Genomic DNA, 16,481 nt, shown 5'->3' on the forward strand with positions numbered 1-16,481 from the left:
TACTGTTAATAAAAAAACTTACTAATATAGGGCAAACTAGCTTTAGCAATCCCAACAAATAATCGTATAAATAACGGAATTAGTTGAACCACTATATAATAAGGGAAAACCCCAGTTCCTGGTTACCAACCATAATAATAGCCCAATACTCATTAACTTAACTACGTTTCTTTTTTCCATGATATTTCAAATTCTCCACCATGTTCTTCTGTTATAATTTTAACTTTATATGTATCATCTTTAGACACTTTAATATTATTTTTACTGTTTCCACTAGTAACTTCCAGTATTTTATTATCATTTGAATCTAAAACATAAGCCTTTATGGTTCCTTGCTTAGTTTTATCAGTAAAAGAAAAGATCCAATTCTCCCCTTTTCTAACTTTCCTATCTTGAGTTGCATATCCAGTAAATTTCCTATAGTCCCCAGATATACTACCAGATACGCTATCTGAAGAACCATGAACTTTACCACCAACAATCGTTCCTTCTCTTGTAAAACACCCACTAAGAACTACCAAACATAGAACAAATAATAATGTATTTTTAATAGTTTTCAACATCATCCCCCCTTATCCTCACAATAAATATCCTCCTATTTACATTTTTTCTTTCATAAAGAAAAATGGACCTATGCCCCAGTAAATAACGTGATGAATGTTGACAATCCCCTTGTTAGAGTACCATATAAAAAATAAAAAGGAGTAATAAGCAATGAATATTAAAATAGTGGATATATCAGACAAATTATTAGATGGATATAAAGTTTTAGTTCAAGTAGATAGCAATCAATTTATCGCTGAGTGGGGTGGCGATAAGCCAGAAAAACACGAAAACTATAATGTAGAAATACATATAGATGATGAATTTATATGGAATACAAATATAAGCTTTTCAGATAAAAATGCAAATGCAATAATTCAGAATAGTAAAGGCTTTAAAGTAATTGCTAAGCTAGATTATAACAGTGAGGATAACTTAGCAACACTAAATATCTACGATAGTATAATACTAATTGATTTAGAAGAAATCGAGCAAGATATAGAAAATGAATGGGTAGAAATGCAGTGCACTTCAATTAAGATATTTAATACTAATTTTTAAAAGAAACCCATTACATAACTATGGCATAGTCGTTATGATGTAGTGAGATATAGAAAGAGTAAACGAATATATAAATAAAGATGTTTATATGCATATGAATATCCTACTGCAATTCCTGCTCAAGCAGACGCCACTAACCAATACCAATCCCAAAGGGAGATGTGGAACTAACATTATCACCCCTTAATAAAACGAGCTAATATTGGATGCGCTTCATTAAAACTTTATAATTAAATCCGCAATAGCTGATATACAATTATAAATCGGTATCATTACATCTCGCATACGTTGTAAAGCTTGCGTGAACTTCTCAATCATATTTTTATCTATGCTTCTGCATAAAAAATAAGAAGCCTCTTATACAGGCTTCTTCCTCATCTATTCAAATAATCTGCAATCGTTTTAAATACGACGATATACATATTATGAATACTTTCTTCAGTATTTCCACCATTTGATAAACCAACTGCCCATTGTTGTCCTTCACCACTTCCGATATTTGCAAAGCCTTGCGTATACATAGCATTTACATCTTTTCGAGCACTGTTATACTCTATCCCTTTTGTAATAAAAATCGAATATGACTTATCTTGTAAACCGATAAAAAACACTGGTTTCTTTAGTGATGAAAATACATTTTTATATTGTTCTGTTGAGGCTTCTTGAAAGTGATCTTTCATTATTAGAAAACCATCCACTTCCTTAGATTTCTTTTCCAGTTCCTCTAACTTCATTTCCTCAAACTTTATATTTCTAAACGTATCTTTCGGTTTTTCTCCAATAACTCCAATTACGAGTGCTCTTCCGTTATATTCTAATTTCTCTCCTTCTTTATCCTTTGCACACCCAGCACCGACTAGGCATATCAATATAAAAACTAAGAAATACGATAAACGCTTCATATAGCACCCTCCCCTTCTTTTCAGTCAAGTGACAAAAACGTAAGGTTCATTCAAGAAAATGTAAGTAAAATCGATAGCCCAAATTACGTTTCTATATTATAATCAATTGAATTTACTTACATTACTAAACATAGGAGATTATTATGAAGAAATTTAAACTTTCATCTTTTCTTCCGTTAAGTTATATACTTCTACTCGTACTCGTAAGTCCCCTTTACGATGTATTAAATAAATCGGCTGTTCACGCAGTAGATGTCACAACTATAGTAGATGATTGGATTCCATTTGTAAAAGCATTTATTATTCCTTATTTACTTTGGTTTCCTTACTTATACGGCGCACTTATTTATTACTGCTTTGCAGATCGAAAACAATATTATGTCACTTTAAGTAGTATCATTCTTGGAAAACTTGCTTGTTTTTCTATTTATTATTTTTGGCAGACAACTGTACCACGTCCAACAGTCGTTGGATCAGACGTATTTTCCGAACTAGTCCGCTATATTTATAGTATCGATCAACCAGTAAACTGTTTCCCTAGCATTCACGTTCTTACTACCTTTATCATTATGTTAGCTGCCTTTAAACGTAGAGAACAACATGCTTTTGAATATTACATCCTTATGTTCTTCGGTACGCTCATTATTTTATCAACGCTATTTACGAAGCAACACGCATTTGTAGACGCTATTTCTGGAATGACACTGGCAAGCATACTATACTTCGGCGTTCAGCTGTTATTAGCAAAAGAAACCGTACGTGTTCCAGTAAAACAAAATCAAAAAATGTAAAAAGCAGACTGTGGCTTCCAGTCTGCTTTTCTCTATATAAAAGGAGATTTTCAAGTTAAGATTGTGGTACAGTCATATCACCAGAGTGAATACGACCTGCTTTTTTAAGAGCAATGTAAAGTATATAAGAAACAGCTACTGGAATGATGATATAAGTGATTACCATCGCTGGGACAACTTCCCATCCTTCGCTAGAAATTAAATTAATTGGTGCGATAAGAGAACTTAATCCAAGACCTGCAATTTCTTTTCCTGCTTCCAGTTGGAAAATTAATGCGGATACTGGACCAACTATAGCACTGGCGACGACAGTTGGGACGAGAATCATTGGATTTTTAGTGATATTTGGCAACTGTACTTTCGGAGTACAAAGTGCTTGAGCTAATATGCCGCCTAAATTGTTTTCTTTCGCTGAGATGACAGAGAATCCGATAAACTGAGCAACGCAGCCTGCAAGAGCAGCACCACCTGCAACACCGTCTAAGCTAAGTGCGATCGCTAACGCAGCTGATGAAGCTGGAGAGATAAGTAATAGTCCCCAAACGACTGCAATGACGATAGAAGCGATGAACGGGCTACCAGCTGAGCTATCTTTAATAAATGCTCCAACTGTATTTAACACAGGAGTAATATTATGAGATAACCAAATACCGACTAAACCAGAACCTAATATTGCCGCAAATGGAACGAGCATCATATCTAACGCAGTTTTTCCACTTAAACGTTTACCAATATATACAGCTAAAGTCGCTGTTAATAATGCACCGATTGGCTCACCTGTTTTAATGATTAGACCTGCTTCAGTAATTGAAATGGATCCAGCACCAATCGCTCCAGCTACCATAGCCGAGAAGATTACAAGGCCATTTGCACCGAGCATAAAGGCAATTCCGGCACCAATGGCTGGTGCCATAAGTGATTTTGCAACAACTCCGATTGTAATAAGCAATGGAATATCAACAATTCTTCCTATATTTTCGATTAGTAAACCAATTCCAAGGGATACGAAAATACCTTGTGCGATTCCAGCAGATGCTTTAAATACACGAGACATTATATATTCCTTCATTTGTTTCACCTTCTCCTATAAGTTAGTAACCAATTGTTTTCATATAATCACGTAAAATATCGTTTGATTTTGCGAATCGAGATTCTTCATCCTCTGTTAAGTTCAGTTCTACAATTTCTTTTATACCATCTCTAGTAATAATAGCTGGTACTCCTGTACAAATATCATACTCTCCGTACTCCCCATCTAAAATGGCTGATACAGCAATTACACGGTGGTCATCGTTAAAGATTGAACTCGCAATATACGCTAGAGAATTTCCGATTCCGTAATAAGTAGTACCTTTTCGTTTATAAATTTCCCATCCAGCTTTTGCAGTCTTCTCAACAATTTCATCTAAATCTATTTCACCAAATCGTTCTTTTTGTTCTTCTAAAATTTGTAGAATTGGCTTTCCACCAACAGTTACGTGAGACCAAGCAACCATTTGAGAATCACCATGTTCTCCTAATGAATACCCATGAATACTACGAGGATCTACATGTAACATTCCAGATAAAATTGTTTTTAAGCGAGAAGAATCTAGTGATGTACCAGTACCGATTACACGATTTCTAGGTAATCCAGATAATTTCCACACTTCATATGTAATAATATCAACTGGGTTCGATGCAAGTAAGAAAATACCATCAAATCCACTTTCCATTACGCCGCCAACAACACTTTCCATAATCTTCGCACTCGCTCCTAAAGTATCTAAGCGACTTTGCCCAGGCTTTGGTGCTGGTCCTGCTGTAATGATAACGATGTCCATATCTTTGCAGTCTTCATAGCTTCCTGCATATACTTTTGTTCTTGTATTTGTAAAGTTAATGCAGTGTGATAAATCCATCGCTTCCCCAACTGCACGTTCATGATTTATATCAATTAATAATAGCTCTTCGCAAATGCCTTGATTCACAATGGAATATGCACAACTTGATCCAACTAATCCAGTACCGATAATTGCAATTTTTCTTGTATTTCGTTTCATAGCAATCTCTCCTAATTGATCATATAATCTATTTCTTTTGTTCTTTACACTCCTAATTATAGAGGTTCCCACGATATAAACCATGGATACTTTGTGAAATATTGAACAAACTTTTGTCCTTTTTGTGAATTGTTATATTCCATTTTCGTCATATTTGTTACAACTGGAAAAATATTTATTATATATTTATTGACATACACAAAAGAAAAAAACGAGCGACTTCATTCGCCCGTTTTTTCATCCCATTATTCTGCACTTAATTGGCCTTTTAATTGCTGTACAATCATTGGGTTAGCAGGTGCTGCCGGTTTGTAATAACTCTTTTGCTTTGCGTACTCATACATATTACGTTGACGCATCTCATCTTGATTACGAATTTGAATTAACGTTTGATGTAACTGTTCATTATCAGACTGAGCAATATAATTTGCATAACTTGTTAAACTTGCATTTAATCCTGCTAAATAATCATTTACCATATCTTTTTCATTCATGTTCCGCTTCCTCCTATCCTAGGAAAGTCATTAATTGTTGCTTCGTATTTCGTGCATCTTGCGCATCCTTTTGTAACATTTGTTTCAATTGTGGATCTGTACACGTTTGTGCATACTGCTCCAACTTGTTAATAATTGTTGCGTGTCCACCGATCAAATGACGTAAGTTTTCTACTTCAAGCTCTGTTAAGTTTTGCATGGAATACTCCTACCTTTCTTCTTTCATTCTCCTTTAGTATTCTACTCTTTTTAAATCATATTCATGAAAAAGCTTTCTTACATTTCACATCTATTTATAAATACAAAAAAATGTTATAATTACAGAAAAATACAAATTTTAAATAGGTAACCTATGACAACAATATAATCCCCGAACAAACCATAGTAGGTAGGTGTGCTTATGCCAAAATATTTTAAAGTTATCTTCCTAATGGTTTATGCGATACTGTATGTAAAATTGTTGATTGATATATTAACTTCAAAACCATTATTCACTTCTATACCTTTACATATGTTATTTCTCATTTGTTTTTTACTCATTGTGCTTAACAACTATAAAAACCACAATACTACGTTTTTCTTAGCATTTATTAGTACAACTCTATTAGTAAGTATTAGTTTCATTAAAAGTATTCTTATATAAAGGAGCAATGAACATGAAAACACATGACTTCCTTACAGAAATCCAGAAGGGCTCTGAACCTAGTCCATATCAAGATCCCATCGCATTCAGTTTCGTTTGCTTTTTCTTAGCGATATATACATTTTTCAAACCTGCAAAATGATATCATTTCATAAGAAAAAACCTACCATTCTTTTCGAATCATATGCACTAAAAAACCTTAGAATCACTTCTAAGGTTTTTGTTTGCCTCACTTCTTATTCACGTAATCCTTTAATAAACGTTTCCAATAATACATGTAAACTTATATCCAAATCTAACGGCAAACCAAATCCGCCTTGCTGTTCAATCGACGCAAATCCATGACAAATACTTCTGAATCCACGTGTCGCATGAAGTGCATTCTCTCCGTCTAACCCGTACTGTTGTAAAACATGAAGACAAAGCGTTACAATTCCGTCACCTGCTTTTCTTACTTCTTCATCTCGTAAAAAAGTTGCTTCATACAGTCCAGGATGTTTGCGTACGAATGCTACATACGCTTCTCCTAAAGCATGAATTGCTTCGTCCGTACATTTCCCCTCAGCAGCTTCTTCTAGCCTGTTATGCAGCTGTTTGATTCCGTAAATACCAAGATTTTTCCGTACATCTTGTAAACCTTTTACATGATTGTATAGCGAGGGCGAACGTACTCCTAATGTTTGCGCTAATGAAGCTAACGTTACTTCTTGTATTCCATTTGTATCTGCAATTTCTGCTGCTGTTTCTACAATTTTCTGTAATGTAAGTCCGATTCTCGGTGACATAAATTAGTCCTCTTTTCTACTTTCTATATTCCGCTTCGCTTCCTTAATAGCAAGCTCTATGACAGTGCCTGGATTCTTTATCATTTTCCCATGTCCTGCCGCAAGTAAGGAAGGAGCATATTCGCTTAACTTCTCTGCACTTTGTAATGATATTTCTTTGCTCCACGTTGCCATCGCAGGAAACGGAAACCAAAATTTCATTTGTCCCGAAACAGCCATACCTCCTCTTGTTTGGAATGCATCCCCGACAATAAGAGCTTTATTTCGTACATCAAGAAATGACATGGAGCCTGGCGTATGTCCCGGTGTCACAATTGCAAGAAGCGATCCAACTCGGTCGCCATCTTCCAATAACACATCAGGTACCGTTTTTACTTTTTTAGGTACACCGCCTTTTATCGGTATATTCGGTTCATCCTCTTGTAACGTCGTATCTCCTTCTAACAGCTTTGCGTCCCGCTTAGAAATATAGACTGGAACGTTAGGAAGTACTTCCTTTAATGCGTCTAATGAACCGATGTGATCATCATGTGCATGTGTTAATACAATCTTAGTAATTGGTTTTCCTATTTTCTCAGCCGCCTGTAAAATACCTTTTGCGCTATATGGCAAAGCTGCATCAATTAAAGTTAAACTATCTTCTTCCTCCACAAAGTAACAATTCACAGGAAACACTCTTGGCAAAAATGACAATTGATATACCGTTTGTTCATGTATCATTCTCATATTTCCATCTCCCTTTTCACGAAAACTAATACTATTAGTTTCATTATACTAATGGTATTAGTTTTGTGTCACTAAAAATTTCATTTTTACAAAAAAAAGAAAAGTAGCCGTTTATACGACTACTTTTCTTTACAGCTATTAAACTGTGTAACGCTCATCTTCTAAAATTTTCGCAGCGATTTCACGTTTCTTCGGAATTACGTTAAGTGGTGTGTGGCGAGTTAATTTACGTAATGATGATAACATCATGCGCAGCATGTCGCCATTTTCAACTGCGATAAGTGTTTCTTTCGCATCTGCTTCGATTTCGTTGAACGCTTCTTGGCAGAATACTTCAGTGTATAACACTTTTTGTTTATTCTTTTCAAGACCAGTTGCTTTAATTGCTTTCTCTGTACGAAGAACAGCTGACTCCATTGCGTATAGGTTACTTACGATATCAGCGATATTCACAAGAATTTCTTGCTCTTTATCTAATGCTTTACCGTATTTTTGAGCAGCTAATCCAGCTACCATTAAACCAATTTTCTTCGCGTTAGTTACTAAATATTTTTGAAGTGCTAATGGCTCATCGCCTACTTCTTCTGGCATCATCATCATTAACTCTTCTTGTAATTTTTGTGCTTTTTGAAGAAGTGGTAATTCACCTTTCATCGCTTTACGTAAGAACGTACCTGGTACGATTAGGCGGTTAATTTCGTTCGTTCCTTCGAAAATACGGTTAATACGAGAATCGCGGTACATTCTTTCAATCTCGTACTCTGCCATAAATCCGTAACCACCGTGAATTTGAACACCTTCATCTACTGTATAATCTAGTACTTCAGAACCGAATACTTTGTTTAAAGAGCACTCGATTGCATATTCAGCGATAGAAGCTGCTACTGCTTTACCGTCCTTTACTTCTTCTTCAGATAATGTGCTCATGCGGCTTTCGAATAAACCTACTGTACGGTATACAGAGCTTTCAGCTGCATATGTTTTCGCTGCCATATTCGCAAGTTTCTCTTGAATTAATGGGAAGCGAGCGATTGGTTGTTTGAACTGTTGACGTTGGTTTGCATATTGTGCTGAAATTTCTACTGCACGTTTTGCAGATCCAACTGTACCAACACCTAATTTATAACGACCGATATTTAAAATGTTGAATGCGATAATATGACCTTTACCGATTTCACCAAGTAAGTTTTCTTTCGGTACTAATGCATCTTCTAAAATTAACGTACGCGTTGAAGAACATTTAATACCCATTTTCTTTTCTTCTGGGCTTGTAGATACACCAGCATATTCTTTCTCTACGATAAATGCTGAGAAGTGCTCTCCATCAATTTTTGCGTATACGATAAATACATCAGCGAATGCAGAGTTTGTAATCCACTGTTTTTCACCATTTAATACGTAATGTGTACCTTCTGCATTTAAACGTGCCGTTGTTTTTGCACCTAATGCGTCAGATCCTGAACCTGGCTCAGTTAATGCGTATGCAGCTAATTTTTCACCAGTTGCAAGTAATGGTAAATACTTTTTCTTTTGCTCTTCGTTACCGAATAATACGATTGGTAAAGATCCGATCCCTACGTGAGCACCGTGAGTAATTGCAAAACCACCAGCGCGAGAGAATTTCTCTGCGATTAACGCTGAGCTTACTTTATCAAGACCAATTCCACCGTACTCTTCTGGTACGTCAGCACCTAATAAACCAAGTTCCCCAGCTTCTTTTAAAAGACGAACAGAACGATCAAACTCATGTTGCTCTAAATATTCAAGCTCTGGAAGAACTTCATTTACGATAAAGTCCTCCGTCGTTTTTGCAATCATTTTATGCTCAGATGAAAAATCTTCTGGCGTAAACACTTGATCAATCGTAATCTCATCAACTAAAAAGCTACCGCCTTTAACCGCATTTCCTACTGTTTTTTCCATGAAAATTTCCTCCTTCATATTTTCATGAGCCGCTTCTTCCGTTTTGAAAGAAGCTGGCTCTCAATTTTATTTTTTATAACCCTTGGTTGCTTCCATTCTTTATAATCTAGTTCCAGTGGCTAGAACAGTCGGTCGTTTCACTTTTTTTCAATCCAGTTCCAGCGGCTAGAATGTTCGGTGGCTTCGCTTCTTCCTGCGAGGCAAAGAGCGCCTCTACGTGTGAAGCTCCATCCCCCTCACATTCCGAGCGAGCCGCTTCCACTTTTTTTATAGTAATTCAAACACTCCCGCTGCTCCCATTCCGCCGCCGATACACATTGTTACGATACCGAATTGTTCGTTGCGACGTTTCATTTCGTGAATAAGAGATAGTGTTAGTTTTGCTCCTGTACAGCCAAGTGGATGTCCAAGTGCGATTGCACCACCGTTTACGTTTACTTTTTCTTCATCTAAGCCAAGCTCACGAATAACTTGGATTGATTGTGAAGCGAATGCTTCATTTAGTTCGAACAAGCCAATATCAGATAGCTCTAAACCAGCTAATTTTAACGCCTTTGGAATTGCTGCGATTGGGCCGATTCCCATTACTTCTGGTGGTACGCCAGCTACTGCAAATGAACGGAATTTCGCAAGTGGCTTCATACCATCACTTACTGCTTTTTCACGATCCATTAATAATACAGATGCTGCACCATCACTCATTTGTGAAGAGTTACCAGCTGTTACAGAACCGCGAACGTTAAATGCTGGACGTAATTTACCTAAAATGTCTAGTGTCGTTTCTGCTCTTACACCTTCGTCTTGTGCAAAAATGATTGTTTCTTCTTGCAGTTTGTTGTTTGATCCAACAGTACGTAACGTTACATCTACAGATACTGTTTCATCAGCAAAATTCCCTGCAGCTAATGCTTTCGCAGCGCGTTGATGACTTCTTACTGCAAATGCATCTTGCTCTTCACGAGAAATTCCATATTTCACAGCGACTTGCTCTGCTGTATGTCCCATGCCCATATAATATTCTGGAGCCGCTTCTACAAGGCGACTATTCGGACGAACAACGTGTCCCATCATTGGAACTAAACTCATTGATTCCGCTCCGCCTGATAATACAGCTTCCGAGTGACCAAGCATAATGCGCTCTGCTCCGTAAGCGATACTTTGTAGCCCTGAAGAACAGTAACGGTTAATTGTAATAGCTGGAACATCGTAAGAAAGTCCTGCTAATCCGCCGATATTACGAGCCATGTTTAAACCTTGCTCTGCTTCTGGCATCGCACAACCGAAAATTAAATCATCAATTGGTCCTTCATAATTCGCACGCTTTAACGTTTCCTTTACTACTAACGCCCCTAGATCGTCAGGACGAACTGTTTTTAATGAACCCCTCTTTGCTTTTCCAATTGGTGTTCTTGCTCCCGCAACAATGACAGCTTCTCTCATGAACGATATCTCCCCTCGTTATTAGTTACGTAATGGCTTTCCTTTTACAAGCATGTGCTGCATTCTTGCTTGTGATTTCATCTCACTTACTAAGCTAATAAATGCTTCACGTTCTACATCTAATAAATACTGCTCATCAACTTCTGTTCCGTACGGCACTTTTCCGCCCGCGATGACATATGCAAGTTTCTTCGCAATGTGAAGATCATGTTCAGAAATGTAACCAGATAAATGCATTGCTTCTGCACCAAGTACAAGCGTTGCATATCCTGTTTCACCAACAACCGGTATCTTTTTACGGATCGGTGCTTTATAACCTGCTTCATATAAAGCAAGTGCTTTCTGTTTTGCATCGTATAGTAAGTGATCACCATTCACACTAATACCGTCTTTATCACCTAAGAAGTTATGAGAAACTGCTTCTTGTCCTGAAGTTGAAACTTTCGCCATTGCGACTGTTTCGAATACTTTATTTGCAACCTTTTGCAGATCAAACTCTACGCCGTTTGCCATTTTATTTAAGTGTTTAATGTATAACTCTTTATTACCGCCTCCGCCAGGGATTAAGCCAACACCAACTTCTACTAAGCCCATATACGTTTCACTAGAAGCTTGAATGCTAGCTGCTGGTAAGCAAACTTCTGTACCTCCGCCAAGCGTCATACCATATGGTGCTGCTACAACTGGCTTAGAAGAGTACTTAATTTTCGTCATTGCATCTTGGAAGTTTTTCACAACCAACTCAATTTCAAAGTAGTTGTCATCTTGCGCTTCCATTAAAATCATTGCTAAGTTCGCACCAACGCAGAAGTTTTTCGATTGGTTACCGATAACAAGACCTTTGTAATTCTTTTCTACTTCATCAATAGCGTAGTTAATCATTTGCGTAATATCCATACCGATTGCATTGCTCTTCGAATGGAATTCTAGGCAAAGGATACCGTCGCCTAAATCGATTAAGCTCGCTCCGCTATTTTTCTTTAATACACCTTTTTTTGCTTTTAATTGTTTAAGAGAAATTGCCTTTTTATTACGCTCAATTAGCTTATATTCGCCATTATCGTAATAGTAGCTATCCCCGTTATCATGTTTGTAGAAAGTAGTGAAACCTTTCTCTAACATTTCTCTCACCCAAGTCGGAACAACTACGCCGTTTTCTTCCATCTTTTGAACGGACTTTTCAACGCCGATTGCATCCCAAACTTCAAACGGTCCTTGCTCCCAGCCGAAGCCCCACTTCATCGCTTGGTCAATTGCAACGATATCGTCAGCAATTTCTTTATGAAGTTTTGCAGAGTATAAAAGAGTCGGTGTAATGATGTTCCATAACAACTCTCCTGCGCGGTCTTTCGCATATACAAGCGCTTTCAATTTATTCGATAAACCTTTTTCTTGTTTACTTAACTCGATAGATGCAGCTTTTAATTTTTTGCGAGCTTCATACTCCATCGTTTCTGGATTTAATTCTAAAATTTCTTTTCCTTGTTTTAAGAAGAAGCCTTGACCTGTTTTGCTTCCAAGCCATTTTTTATCAAGCATGTCATGCATGAAAGCTGGTACTTTAAATACATCACGCTCTTCTTCTTGTACGTTTTCATATACGTTATTTGCAACGTGTACGAATGTATCTAAACCGACAACATCTAATGTACGGAACGTTGCGCTCTTCGGACGACCAATAAGCGGGCCTGTTACAGAATCAACTTCCCCAATGCTATAGCCGCGTTTTACCATCTCTTGAAGAGTTACAAGTAAACCATACGTACCAATGCGGTTTCCAATAAAGTTTGGTGTGTCTTTTGCGATAACAACGCCTTTTCCAAGAACGTCTTCGCCAAATAATTTCATGAAGCTTAATACTTGTGGATCAGTTTCTTTCGTCGGTATTACCTCTAGAAGTTTTAAATATCGTGGTGGGTTAAAAAAGTGTGTGCCTAGGAAGTGTTTCTGGAAGTCGTCTGAACGACCTTCTGCCATTTTTTCTACTGAAATGCCTGACGTATTCGAGCTTACAATAGAACCCGGTTTACGAACAGCATCTACTTTTTCAAATAGTTTCTTTTTAATATCTAAGTTTTCAACTACTACTTCAATAATCCAATCTACATCAGCTAGACGCTCAAGATCATCTTCTAAGTTACCTGCTTCAATCAGTGCTAGGTTTCCTTTCACTGTCAGAGGAGCTGGTTTTTGCTTTAATAGTTTTTGCAATGCCGTATTACTAAAACGATTTCTCACACTTTTATGTTCTAATGTAAGTCCCTTCGCTTCCTCTTCTTTTGTTAGCGCAGGTGGTACAATATCAAGCAATAATGTCGGAATACCAATATTAGCTAAGTGTGCCGCAATCCCTGAACCCATTACGCCTGAACCTAGAACAGCAGCCTTTTTAATTTGGAACATCCAATTCTCCCCCTATTCTTGAATGAATGCTCATTCAATTTTTCGACATAAGTCGCAATCAATGAGTGAGCCTCTACTAATAAATATATGATACAGTTTGAATTTTCGCAATATATTTATTGATAAAATTTTCTGAAATAAATACTTTTCTTTTATTTGCCCATGCTATATGTATGTATTTTCTTCACTCAAATACACTTTTCCTTTTTATAATCTGACGAAACTGGAGGAATATATATGGCAAAACTTAAGAAGAACCCTTCAAAAGCTGGAATTAGCGCAGCGAGCGTAACTGGAAATGCAGGGCCGCATAATCACGGTGTGGAAAAGGGCCGTCAAGGTAATAACCAACAATACAAGAAGCATAATATGGGCGAAAAATAACGGTATATTTTTGGGCAGAAAACGTGGCATAATGGGTATTGGCTGCTTTTTCTGCCCAATTTATTTGTACATATGGAAAACAAAAGAGGGAACGATGATGAAACGAACAATAGTTATGATTGTAATGATTGCTACACTATTTACAGGGATGATTTTCTTCTCTTACGCCCAAAGGCAACAAGCTGTAAGAGCCGATCAACCTAGTATCACCGGAAAATACGCCATTACAATTGATGCAGACACAGGTGAAATTTTGTATGGAAAACGAGAAGACGAACGCTCTTATCCGGCTAGTGTAGCAAAGATGATGACAACCCTTCTTTTACTAGAGAATGTAAAAGAAGATGAAGAAATTACGATTACAGAGAACGCAATTAAAACAGAAAGTCAAAGTAAGAAGATTAAACTTCGTGCTGGGGAAAAGTTAAAGCGGGATGAAGCATTAAAACTTATGCTTATCATTAGTGCAGACCCAATAGCTGAATCCATCGCAGAACATATTGCAGGATCAAAAAATGAATTTGTAAAAATGATGAATGCTAGAGCGAAGGAACTTGGTACAAAGCATGCGACTTTCAAAAATGCAAGTGGCGCTGATGCACTAGGGAATAAAGTGTCACCATATGACATTGCTATGATTACGAAAGAAGCATTAAAGTACCCAGTTGTTTTAGAATATATGAATTCAACACGTACAACTCTACATACTTCAGAACGCTCTCCAAACATTGCAAACTATGGACGAGAAGAACTATATGACGATCCATATGCAATTGGAAGTAAAAGCGGTCTATCAGCACTCGGAAAATATACGGTCGTAACAGTGGATGAAAAAGACGGTAAACGCGTTATTAATGTTGTATTATCTTCTACTCGCAAGCAACTATATCCTGATACGAAAAAAATGGCACATTACGCATTTCAGCAATTAAAATAACCAAGGAGTATTTTCTCCTTGGTTATTTTTTAACCATACCTTTTAATACGAACGCAACGTTTGCTGGACGCTCTGCTAAACGACGCATGAAGTAGCCATACCAGTCGTTTCCATAAGGTACGTAAACGCGCATTTTGTAACCTTCTTTTACTAGCTCAAGTTGACGCTCATTACGAATACCATATAACATTTGGAATTCAAATTGGTCTCTTGGAATGTTGTGTTCTTCGGCAAGTTTTTTCGTATATTCAATAATCGCTTCGTCATGTGAAGCAATTGCAGTATAATTTCCATTTAATAAGTGCATTTTAATAATTTTTTTATAGTTATCATCTACATCTTTCTTATCCGGGAACGCTACCTCTTCAGGTTCTTTATAAGCTCCTTTTACAAGACGTAAATTAGGACTATAAGCATTTAATTCTTCCATATCTTTTTCTGTACGATATAGGTAAGCTTGAATAACTGTACCAATATTATCGTACTCGGATTTTAACTGTTTAAAGATATCAATTGTCTTTCCGCAGCGTGTATAGTCTTCCATATCAATGGTAACGAACACACCATTTTCTTTTGCAGCTTCCAAAATACGGCGCATATTGTTCATTACGATTTCATCAGAGATATCTAATCCCATAGAAGTCATTTTTAAAGAAAGTTGCGAATCAAGGCCTTCTCTTCCAATAGCACGGATCGCTTCAATCGATTGGTTAGCCATTTCATTTGCTTCCGCTTCATTATCAACGAATTCCCCTAAATAATCGATCGTTACACAAAGTCCTTGCTTGTTCAATTGTTTAATAGCTGCTGTCGCTAATTCAATCGTCTCCCCTGCGACAAAGCGACCTGCACCAAAGCGTAAACCGTACTTTTTAGCCAGTTTTGTTAGCGCTTTATTTTTAGATAAGAAAAGAAACGAATTTCGCATTAATTGTTCCATGTAATTCACCCCTATGACTTAATTTATCTGTTTTTTACCCCTCTTCAAAATTATATCATTGTTTAAAATTATTGGATACAAATAATTATTTAGATAATTTATAAAATACTATAAAAACATTTAAAACCCTATATTCTCGCTTATAAATATGCCTGAAATATTTTTCGACATTTAGAAAAATGGAGTTTACTAGGCACAAAATAGGCATGTCGAAAATATTCGACATGCCTATAAAAACCTTTATATTCCATGTAAATTATACAAGGATATTAATACAGAAGACTTGAGATTATATTTATCTCGATTTTTTTATTGCTCATTTCTCTTCTCTTCATTCAGCCTTTTAATATCTGTAATTAACTGTACCATCTCTTCTTTCGCATCAGGATATGTTTCATTCCAATGCTTCACTAAAGCTGGCATCGTCTTCGCTATGTAAGAATACAGTGCCCACTTCTGCACCTGTTCTTTTCTCTCTTCATTGCTCTCTCCAAGTAATAGTTCCGTGTACTTCTCTAACAACCCATCAAATTGTTCGTTAAACTTTTCACTCATCTTATCTACCTCCTATATGAAAAAAGCAGCGAAAATCGCTGCTTTTCTTTATAATTTTGATCGAACAGAGTTTAATTTCTTCTCCATTGTGCTTACTTTATCACGACGATCATCGATACGAATTGTTGTCGCAACGCGCTGCGCACCTTTCGCATATGGAACTTCATGCATTTGTTGAACTACTTCTAGAATGACAGGAAGATCTCCTTCAATAATTGTATTCATTGGTGTTAATTGATACTTCACGCGATCTGCATTTTTCTCTAGCACCTTTTGTACTTCTGCTACATATTCACTCACACTTGGATTACCTGTTCCTACTGGAATAATCGATACGTCAACAATTGCCATAGTAGTCTTCCTCCTATAATTGCTTCTTATATATCCATTGTCTATTTTACCGAAATACTCA

At 36.7% G+C, this 16,481-nt stretch carries 18 protein-coding genes; 4 read left to right on the forward strand and 14 right to left on the reverse strand.

The window, feature by feature from the left end:
- Nucleotides 1–161 precede the first annotated feature (161 nt).
- Entirely contained in the window at nt 162–563 is a 402-nt protein-coding gene (locus AC3WVA_RS06475) for a hypothetical protein (RefSeq protein WP_141539473.1), read from the reverse strand.
- A 151-nt stretch (nt 564–714) separates the two neighbouring features.
- Here AC3WVA_RS06475 and AC3WVA_RS06480 point away from each other — a divergent pair, with 151 nt between their 5' ends.
- Nucleotides 715–1,104, forward strand: coding sequence for a hypothetical protein (locus AC3WVA_RS06480; RefSeq protein ID WP_098520324.1), 390 nt, complete (start codon nt 715–717; stop codon nt 1,102–1,104).
- Between the two features lie 374 nt (nt 1,105–1,478).
- Here the strand turns inward: AC3WVA_RS06480 and AC3WVA_RS06485 are convergent, their stop codons facing one another.
- Nucleotides 1,479–2,006, reverse strand: a complete 528-nt coding sequence (locus tag AC3WVA_RS06485) for a hypothetical protein (protein WP_492321831.1) — start codon at nt 2,004–2,006, stop codon at nt 1,479–1,481.
- 143 nt (nt 2,007–2,149) lie between these two features.
- Here AC3WVA_RS06485 and AC3WVA_RS06490 point away from each other — a divergent pair, with 143 nt between their 5' ends.
- Nucleotides 2,150–2,797 carry a phosphatase PAP2 family protein gene (locus tag AC3WVA_RS06490; protein ID WP_071758621.1) on the forward strand — a complete coding sequence of 216 codons (648 nt, stop codon included), beginning with the start codon at nt 2,150–2,152 and terminating at the stop codon, nt 2,795–2,797.
- A 55-nt stretch (nt 2,798–2,852) separates the two neighbouring features.
- Here the strand turns inward: AC3WVA_RS06490 and AC3WVA_RS06495 are convergent, their stop codons facing one another.
- From AC3WVA_RS06495 to AC3WVA_RS06535, 9 genes are all read right to left on the reverse strand, one after another.
- A complete protein-coding gene (locus tag AC3WVA_RS06495; protein ID WP_000666176.1) occupies nt 2,853–3,866 on the reverse strand; it encodes a PTS sugar transporter subunit IIC in 1,014 nt (337 codons plus the stop codon).
- 22 nt (nt 3,867–3,888) lie between these two features.
- Nucleotides 3,889–4,839, reverse strand: a complete 951-nt coding sequence (locus AC3WVA_RS06500; protein WP_098346601.1) for an L-lactate dehydrogenase — start codon at nt 4,837–4,839, stop codon at nt 3,889–3,891.
- A gap of 245 nt (nt 4,840–5,084) precedes the next feature.
- A complete protein-coding gene (locus AC3WVA_RS06505; protein ID WP_001002985.1) occupies nt 5,085–5,333 on the reverse strand; it encodes a spore coat protein in 249 nt (82 codons plus the stop codon).
- A 13-nt stretch (nt 5,334–5,346) separates the two neighbouring features.
- A complete protein-coding gene (locus tag AC3WVA_RS06510) occupies nt 5,347–5,532 on the reverse strand; it encodes a hypothetical protein (RefSeq protein ID WP_001180555.1) in 186 nt (61 codons plus the stop codon).
- A gap of 680 nt (nt 5,533–6,212) precedes the next feature.
- On the reverse strand, nt 6,213–6,761 hold the full coding sequence (locus tag AC3WVA_RS06515) for a TetR/AcrR family transcriptional regulator (protein WP_098346599.1): 549 nt from the start codon (nt 6,759–6,761) through the stop codon (nt 6,213–6,215).
- Nucleotides 6,762–6,764: 3 nt separating this feature from the next.
- Complete coding sequence (locus AC3WVA_RS06520; RefSeq protein ID WP_098520328.1) at nt 6,765–7,487, reverse strand: MBL fold metallo-hydrolase; 723 nt, start codon at nt 7,485–7,487, stop codon at nt 6,765–6,767.
- Between the two features lie 138 nt (nt 7,488–7,625).
- Nucleotides 7,626–9,410 carry an acyl-CoA dehydrogenase FadE gene (locus AC3WVA_RS06525; protein ID WP_098048602.1) on the reverse strand — a complete coding sequence of 595 codons (1,785 nt, stop codon included), beginning with the start codon at nt 9,408–9,410 and terminating at the stop codon, nt 7,626–7,628.
- A 267-nt stretch (nt 9,411–9,677) separates the two neighbouring features.
- On the reverse strand, nt 9,678–10,850 hold the full coding sequence (locus AC3WVA_RS06530) for an acetyl-CoA C-acetyltransferase (protein ID WP_001206342.1): 1,173 nt from the start codon (nt 10,848–10,850) through the stop codon (nt 9,678–9,680).
- Nucleotides 10,851–10,871: 21 nt separating this feature from the next.
- The gene (locus AC3WVA_RS06535) at nt 10,872–13,253 is read right to left on the reverse strand and encodes a 3-hydroxyacyl-CoA dehydrogenase/enoyl-CoA hydratase family protein (protein WP_492321832.1); all 2,382 of its coding nucleotides are present in this window, start codon (nt 13,251–13,253) and stop codon (nt 10,872–10,874) included.
- Between the two features lie 237 nt (nt 13,254–13,490).
- Here AC3WVA_RS06535 and AC3WVA_RS06540 point away from each other — a divergent pair, with 237 nt between their 5' ends.
- Nucleotides 13,491–13,637: a YuzL family protein gene (locus tag AC3WVA_RS06540; RefSeq protein ID WP_001096344.1), complete on the forward strand. Its 147-nt coding sequence runs from the start codon at nt 13,491–13,493 to the stop codon at nt 13,635–13,637.
- A gap of 97 nt (nt 13,638–13,734) precedes the next feature.
- Nucleotides 13,735–14,574 carry a D-alanyl-D-alanine carboxypeptidase family protein gene (locus AC3WVA_RS06545; protein WP_048528285.1) on the forward strand — a complete coding sequence of 280 codons (840 nt, stop codon included), beginning with the start codon at nt 13,735–13,737 and terminating at the stop codon, nt 14,572–14,574.
- A 22-nt stretch (nt 14,575–14,596) separates the two neighbouring features.
- On the opposite strand, the gene AC3WVA_RS06550 is transcribed toward AC3WVA_RS06545, so the two are convergent.
- The 3 genes from AC3WVA_RS06550 to AC3WVA_RS06560 all read right to left on the reverse strand — a co-directional run bounded on the left by AC3WVA_RS06550 (nt 14,597) and on the right by AC3WVA_RS06560 (nt 16,420).
- A complete protein-coding gene (locus AC3WVA_RS06550) occupies nt 14,597–15,514 on the reverse strand; it encodes a proline dehydrogenase family protein (RefSeq protein ID WP_048528283.1) in 918 nt (305 codons plus the stop codon).
- A 309-nt stretch (nt 15,515–15,823) separates the two neighbouring features.
- Complete coding sequence (locus AC3WVA_RS06555) at nt 15,824–16,069, reverse strand: YusU family protein (RefSeq protein ID WP_001290594.1); 246 nt, start codon at nt 16,067–16,069, stop codon at nt 15,824–15,826.
- A gap of 48 nt (nt 16,070–16,117) precedes the next feature.
- Entirely contained in the window at nt 16,118–16,420 is a 303-nt protein-coding gene (locus AC3WVA_RS06560; RefSeq protein ID WP_071758411.1) for an MTH1187 family thiamine-binding protein, read from the reverse strand.
- Nucleotides 16,421–16,481 lie beyond the last annotated feature (61 nt).

This window comes from Bacillus sp. EB106-04-02-XG92, assembly GCF_058791995.1.

What these genes read in the sequence shown, in the direction of transcription:
- AC3WVA_RS06480 (WP_098520324.1), top strand. Translation starts at nt 715, where the DNA reads ATGAATATTAAAATAGTGGATATATCAGACAAATTATTAGATGGATAT.
- AC3WVA_RS06550 (WP_048528283.1), bottom strand. Translation starts at nt 15,514, where the DNA reads ATGGAACAATTAATGCGAAATTCGTTTCTTTTCTTATCTAAAAATAAA.
- AC3WVA_RS06540 (WP_001096344.1), top strand. Translation starts at nt 13,491, where the DNA reads ATGGCAAAACTTAAGAAGAACCCTTCAAAAGCTGGAATTAGCGCAGCG.
- AC3WVA_RS06485 (WP_492321831.1), bottom strand. Translation starts at nt 2,006, where the DNA reads ATGAAGCGTTTATCGTATTTCTTAGTTTTTATATTGATATGCCTAGTC.
- AC3WVA_RS06490 (WP_071758621.1), top strand. Translation starts at nt 2,150, where the DNA reads ATGAAGAAATTTAAACTTTCATCTTTTCTTCCGTTAAGTTATATACTT.
- AC3WVA_RS06505 (WP_001002985.1), bottom strand. Translation starts at nt 5,333, where the DNA reads ATGAATGAAAAAGATATGGTAAATGATTATTTAGCAGGATTAAATGCA.
- AC3WVA_RS06520 (WP_098520328.1), bottom strand. Translation starts at nt 7,487, where the DNA reads ATGAGAATGATACATGAACAAACGGTATATCAATTGTCATTTTTGCCA.
- AC3WVA_RS06475 (WP_141539473.1), bottom strand. Translation starts at nt 563, where the DNA reads ATGTTGAAAACTATTAAAAATACATTATTATTTGTTCTATGTTTGGTA.
- AC3WVA_RS06510 (WP_001180555.1), bottom strand. Translation starts at nt 5,532, where the DNA reads ATGCAAAACTTAACAGAGCTTGAAGTAGAAAACTTACGTCATTTGATC.
- AC3WVA_RS06535 (WP_492321832.1), bottom strand. Translation starts at nt 13,253, where the DNA reads ATGTTCCAAATTAAAAAGGCTGCTGTTCTAGGTTCAGGCGTAATGGGT.
- AC3WVA_RS06530 (WP_001206342.1), bottom strand. Translation starts at nt 10,850, where the DNA reads ATGAGAGAAGCTGTCATTGTTGCGGGAGCAAGAACACCAATTGGAAAA.
- AC3WVA_RS06525 (WP_098048602.1), bottom strand. Translation starts at nt 9,410, where the DNA reads ATGGAAAAAACAGTAGGAAATGCGGTTAAAGGCGGTAGCTTTTTAGTT.
- AC3WVA_RS06555 (WP_001290594.1), bottom strand. Translation starts at nt 16,069, where the DNA reads ATGAGTGAAAAGTTTAACGAACAATTTGATGGGTTGTTAGAGAAGTAC.
- AC3WVA_RS06560 (WP_071758411.1), bottom strand. Translation starts at nt 16,420, where the DNA reads ATGGCAATTGTTGACGTATCGATTATTCCAGTAGGAACAGGTAATCCA.
- AC3WVA_RS06545 (WP_048528285.1), top strand. Translation starts at nt 13,735, where the DNA reads ATGAAACGAACAATAGTTATGATTGTAATGATTGCTACACTATTTACA.
- AC3WVA_RS06500 (WP_098346601.1), bottom strand. Translation starts at nt 4,839, where the DNA reads ATGAAACGAAATACAAGAAAAATTGCAATTATCGGTACTGGATTAGTT.
- AC3WVA_RS06495 (WP_000666176.1), bottom strand. Translation starts at nt 3,866, where the DNA reads ATGAAGGAATATATAATGTCTCGTGTATTTAAAGCATCTGCTGGAATC.
- AC3WVA_RS06515 (WP_098346599.1), bottom strand. Translation starts at nt 6,761, where the DNA reads ATGTCACCGAGAATCGGACTTACATTACAGAAAATTGTAGAAACAGCA.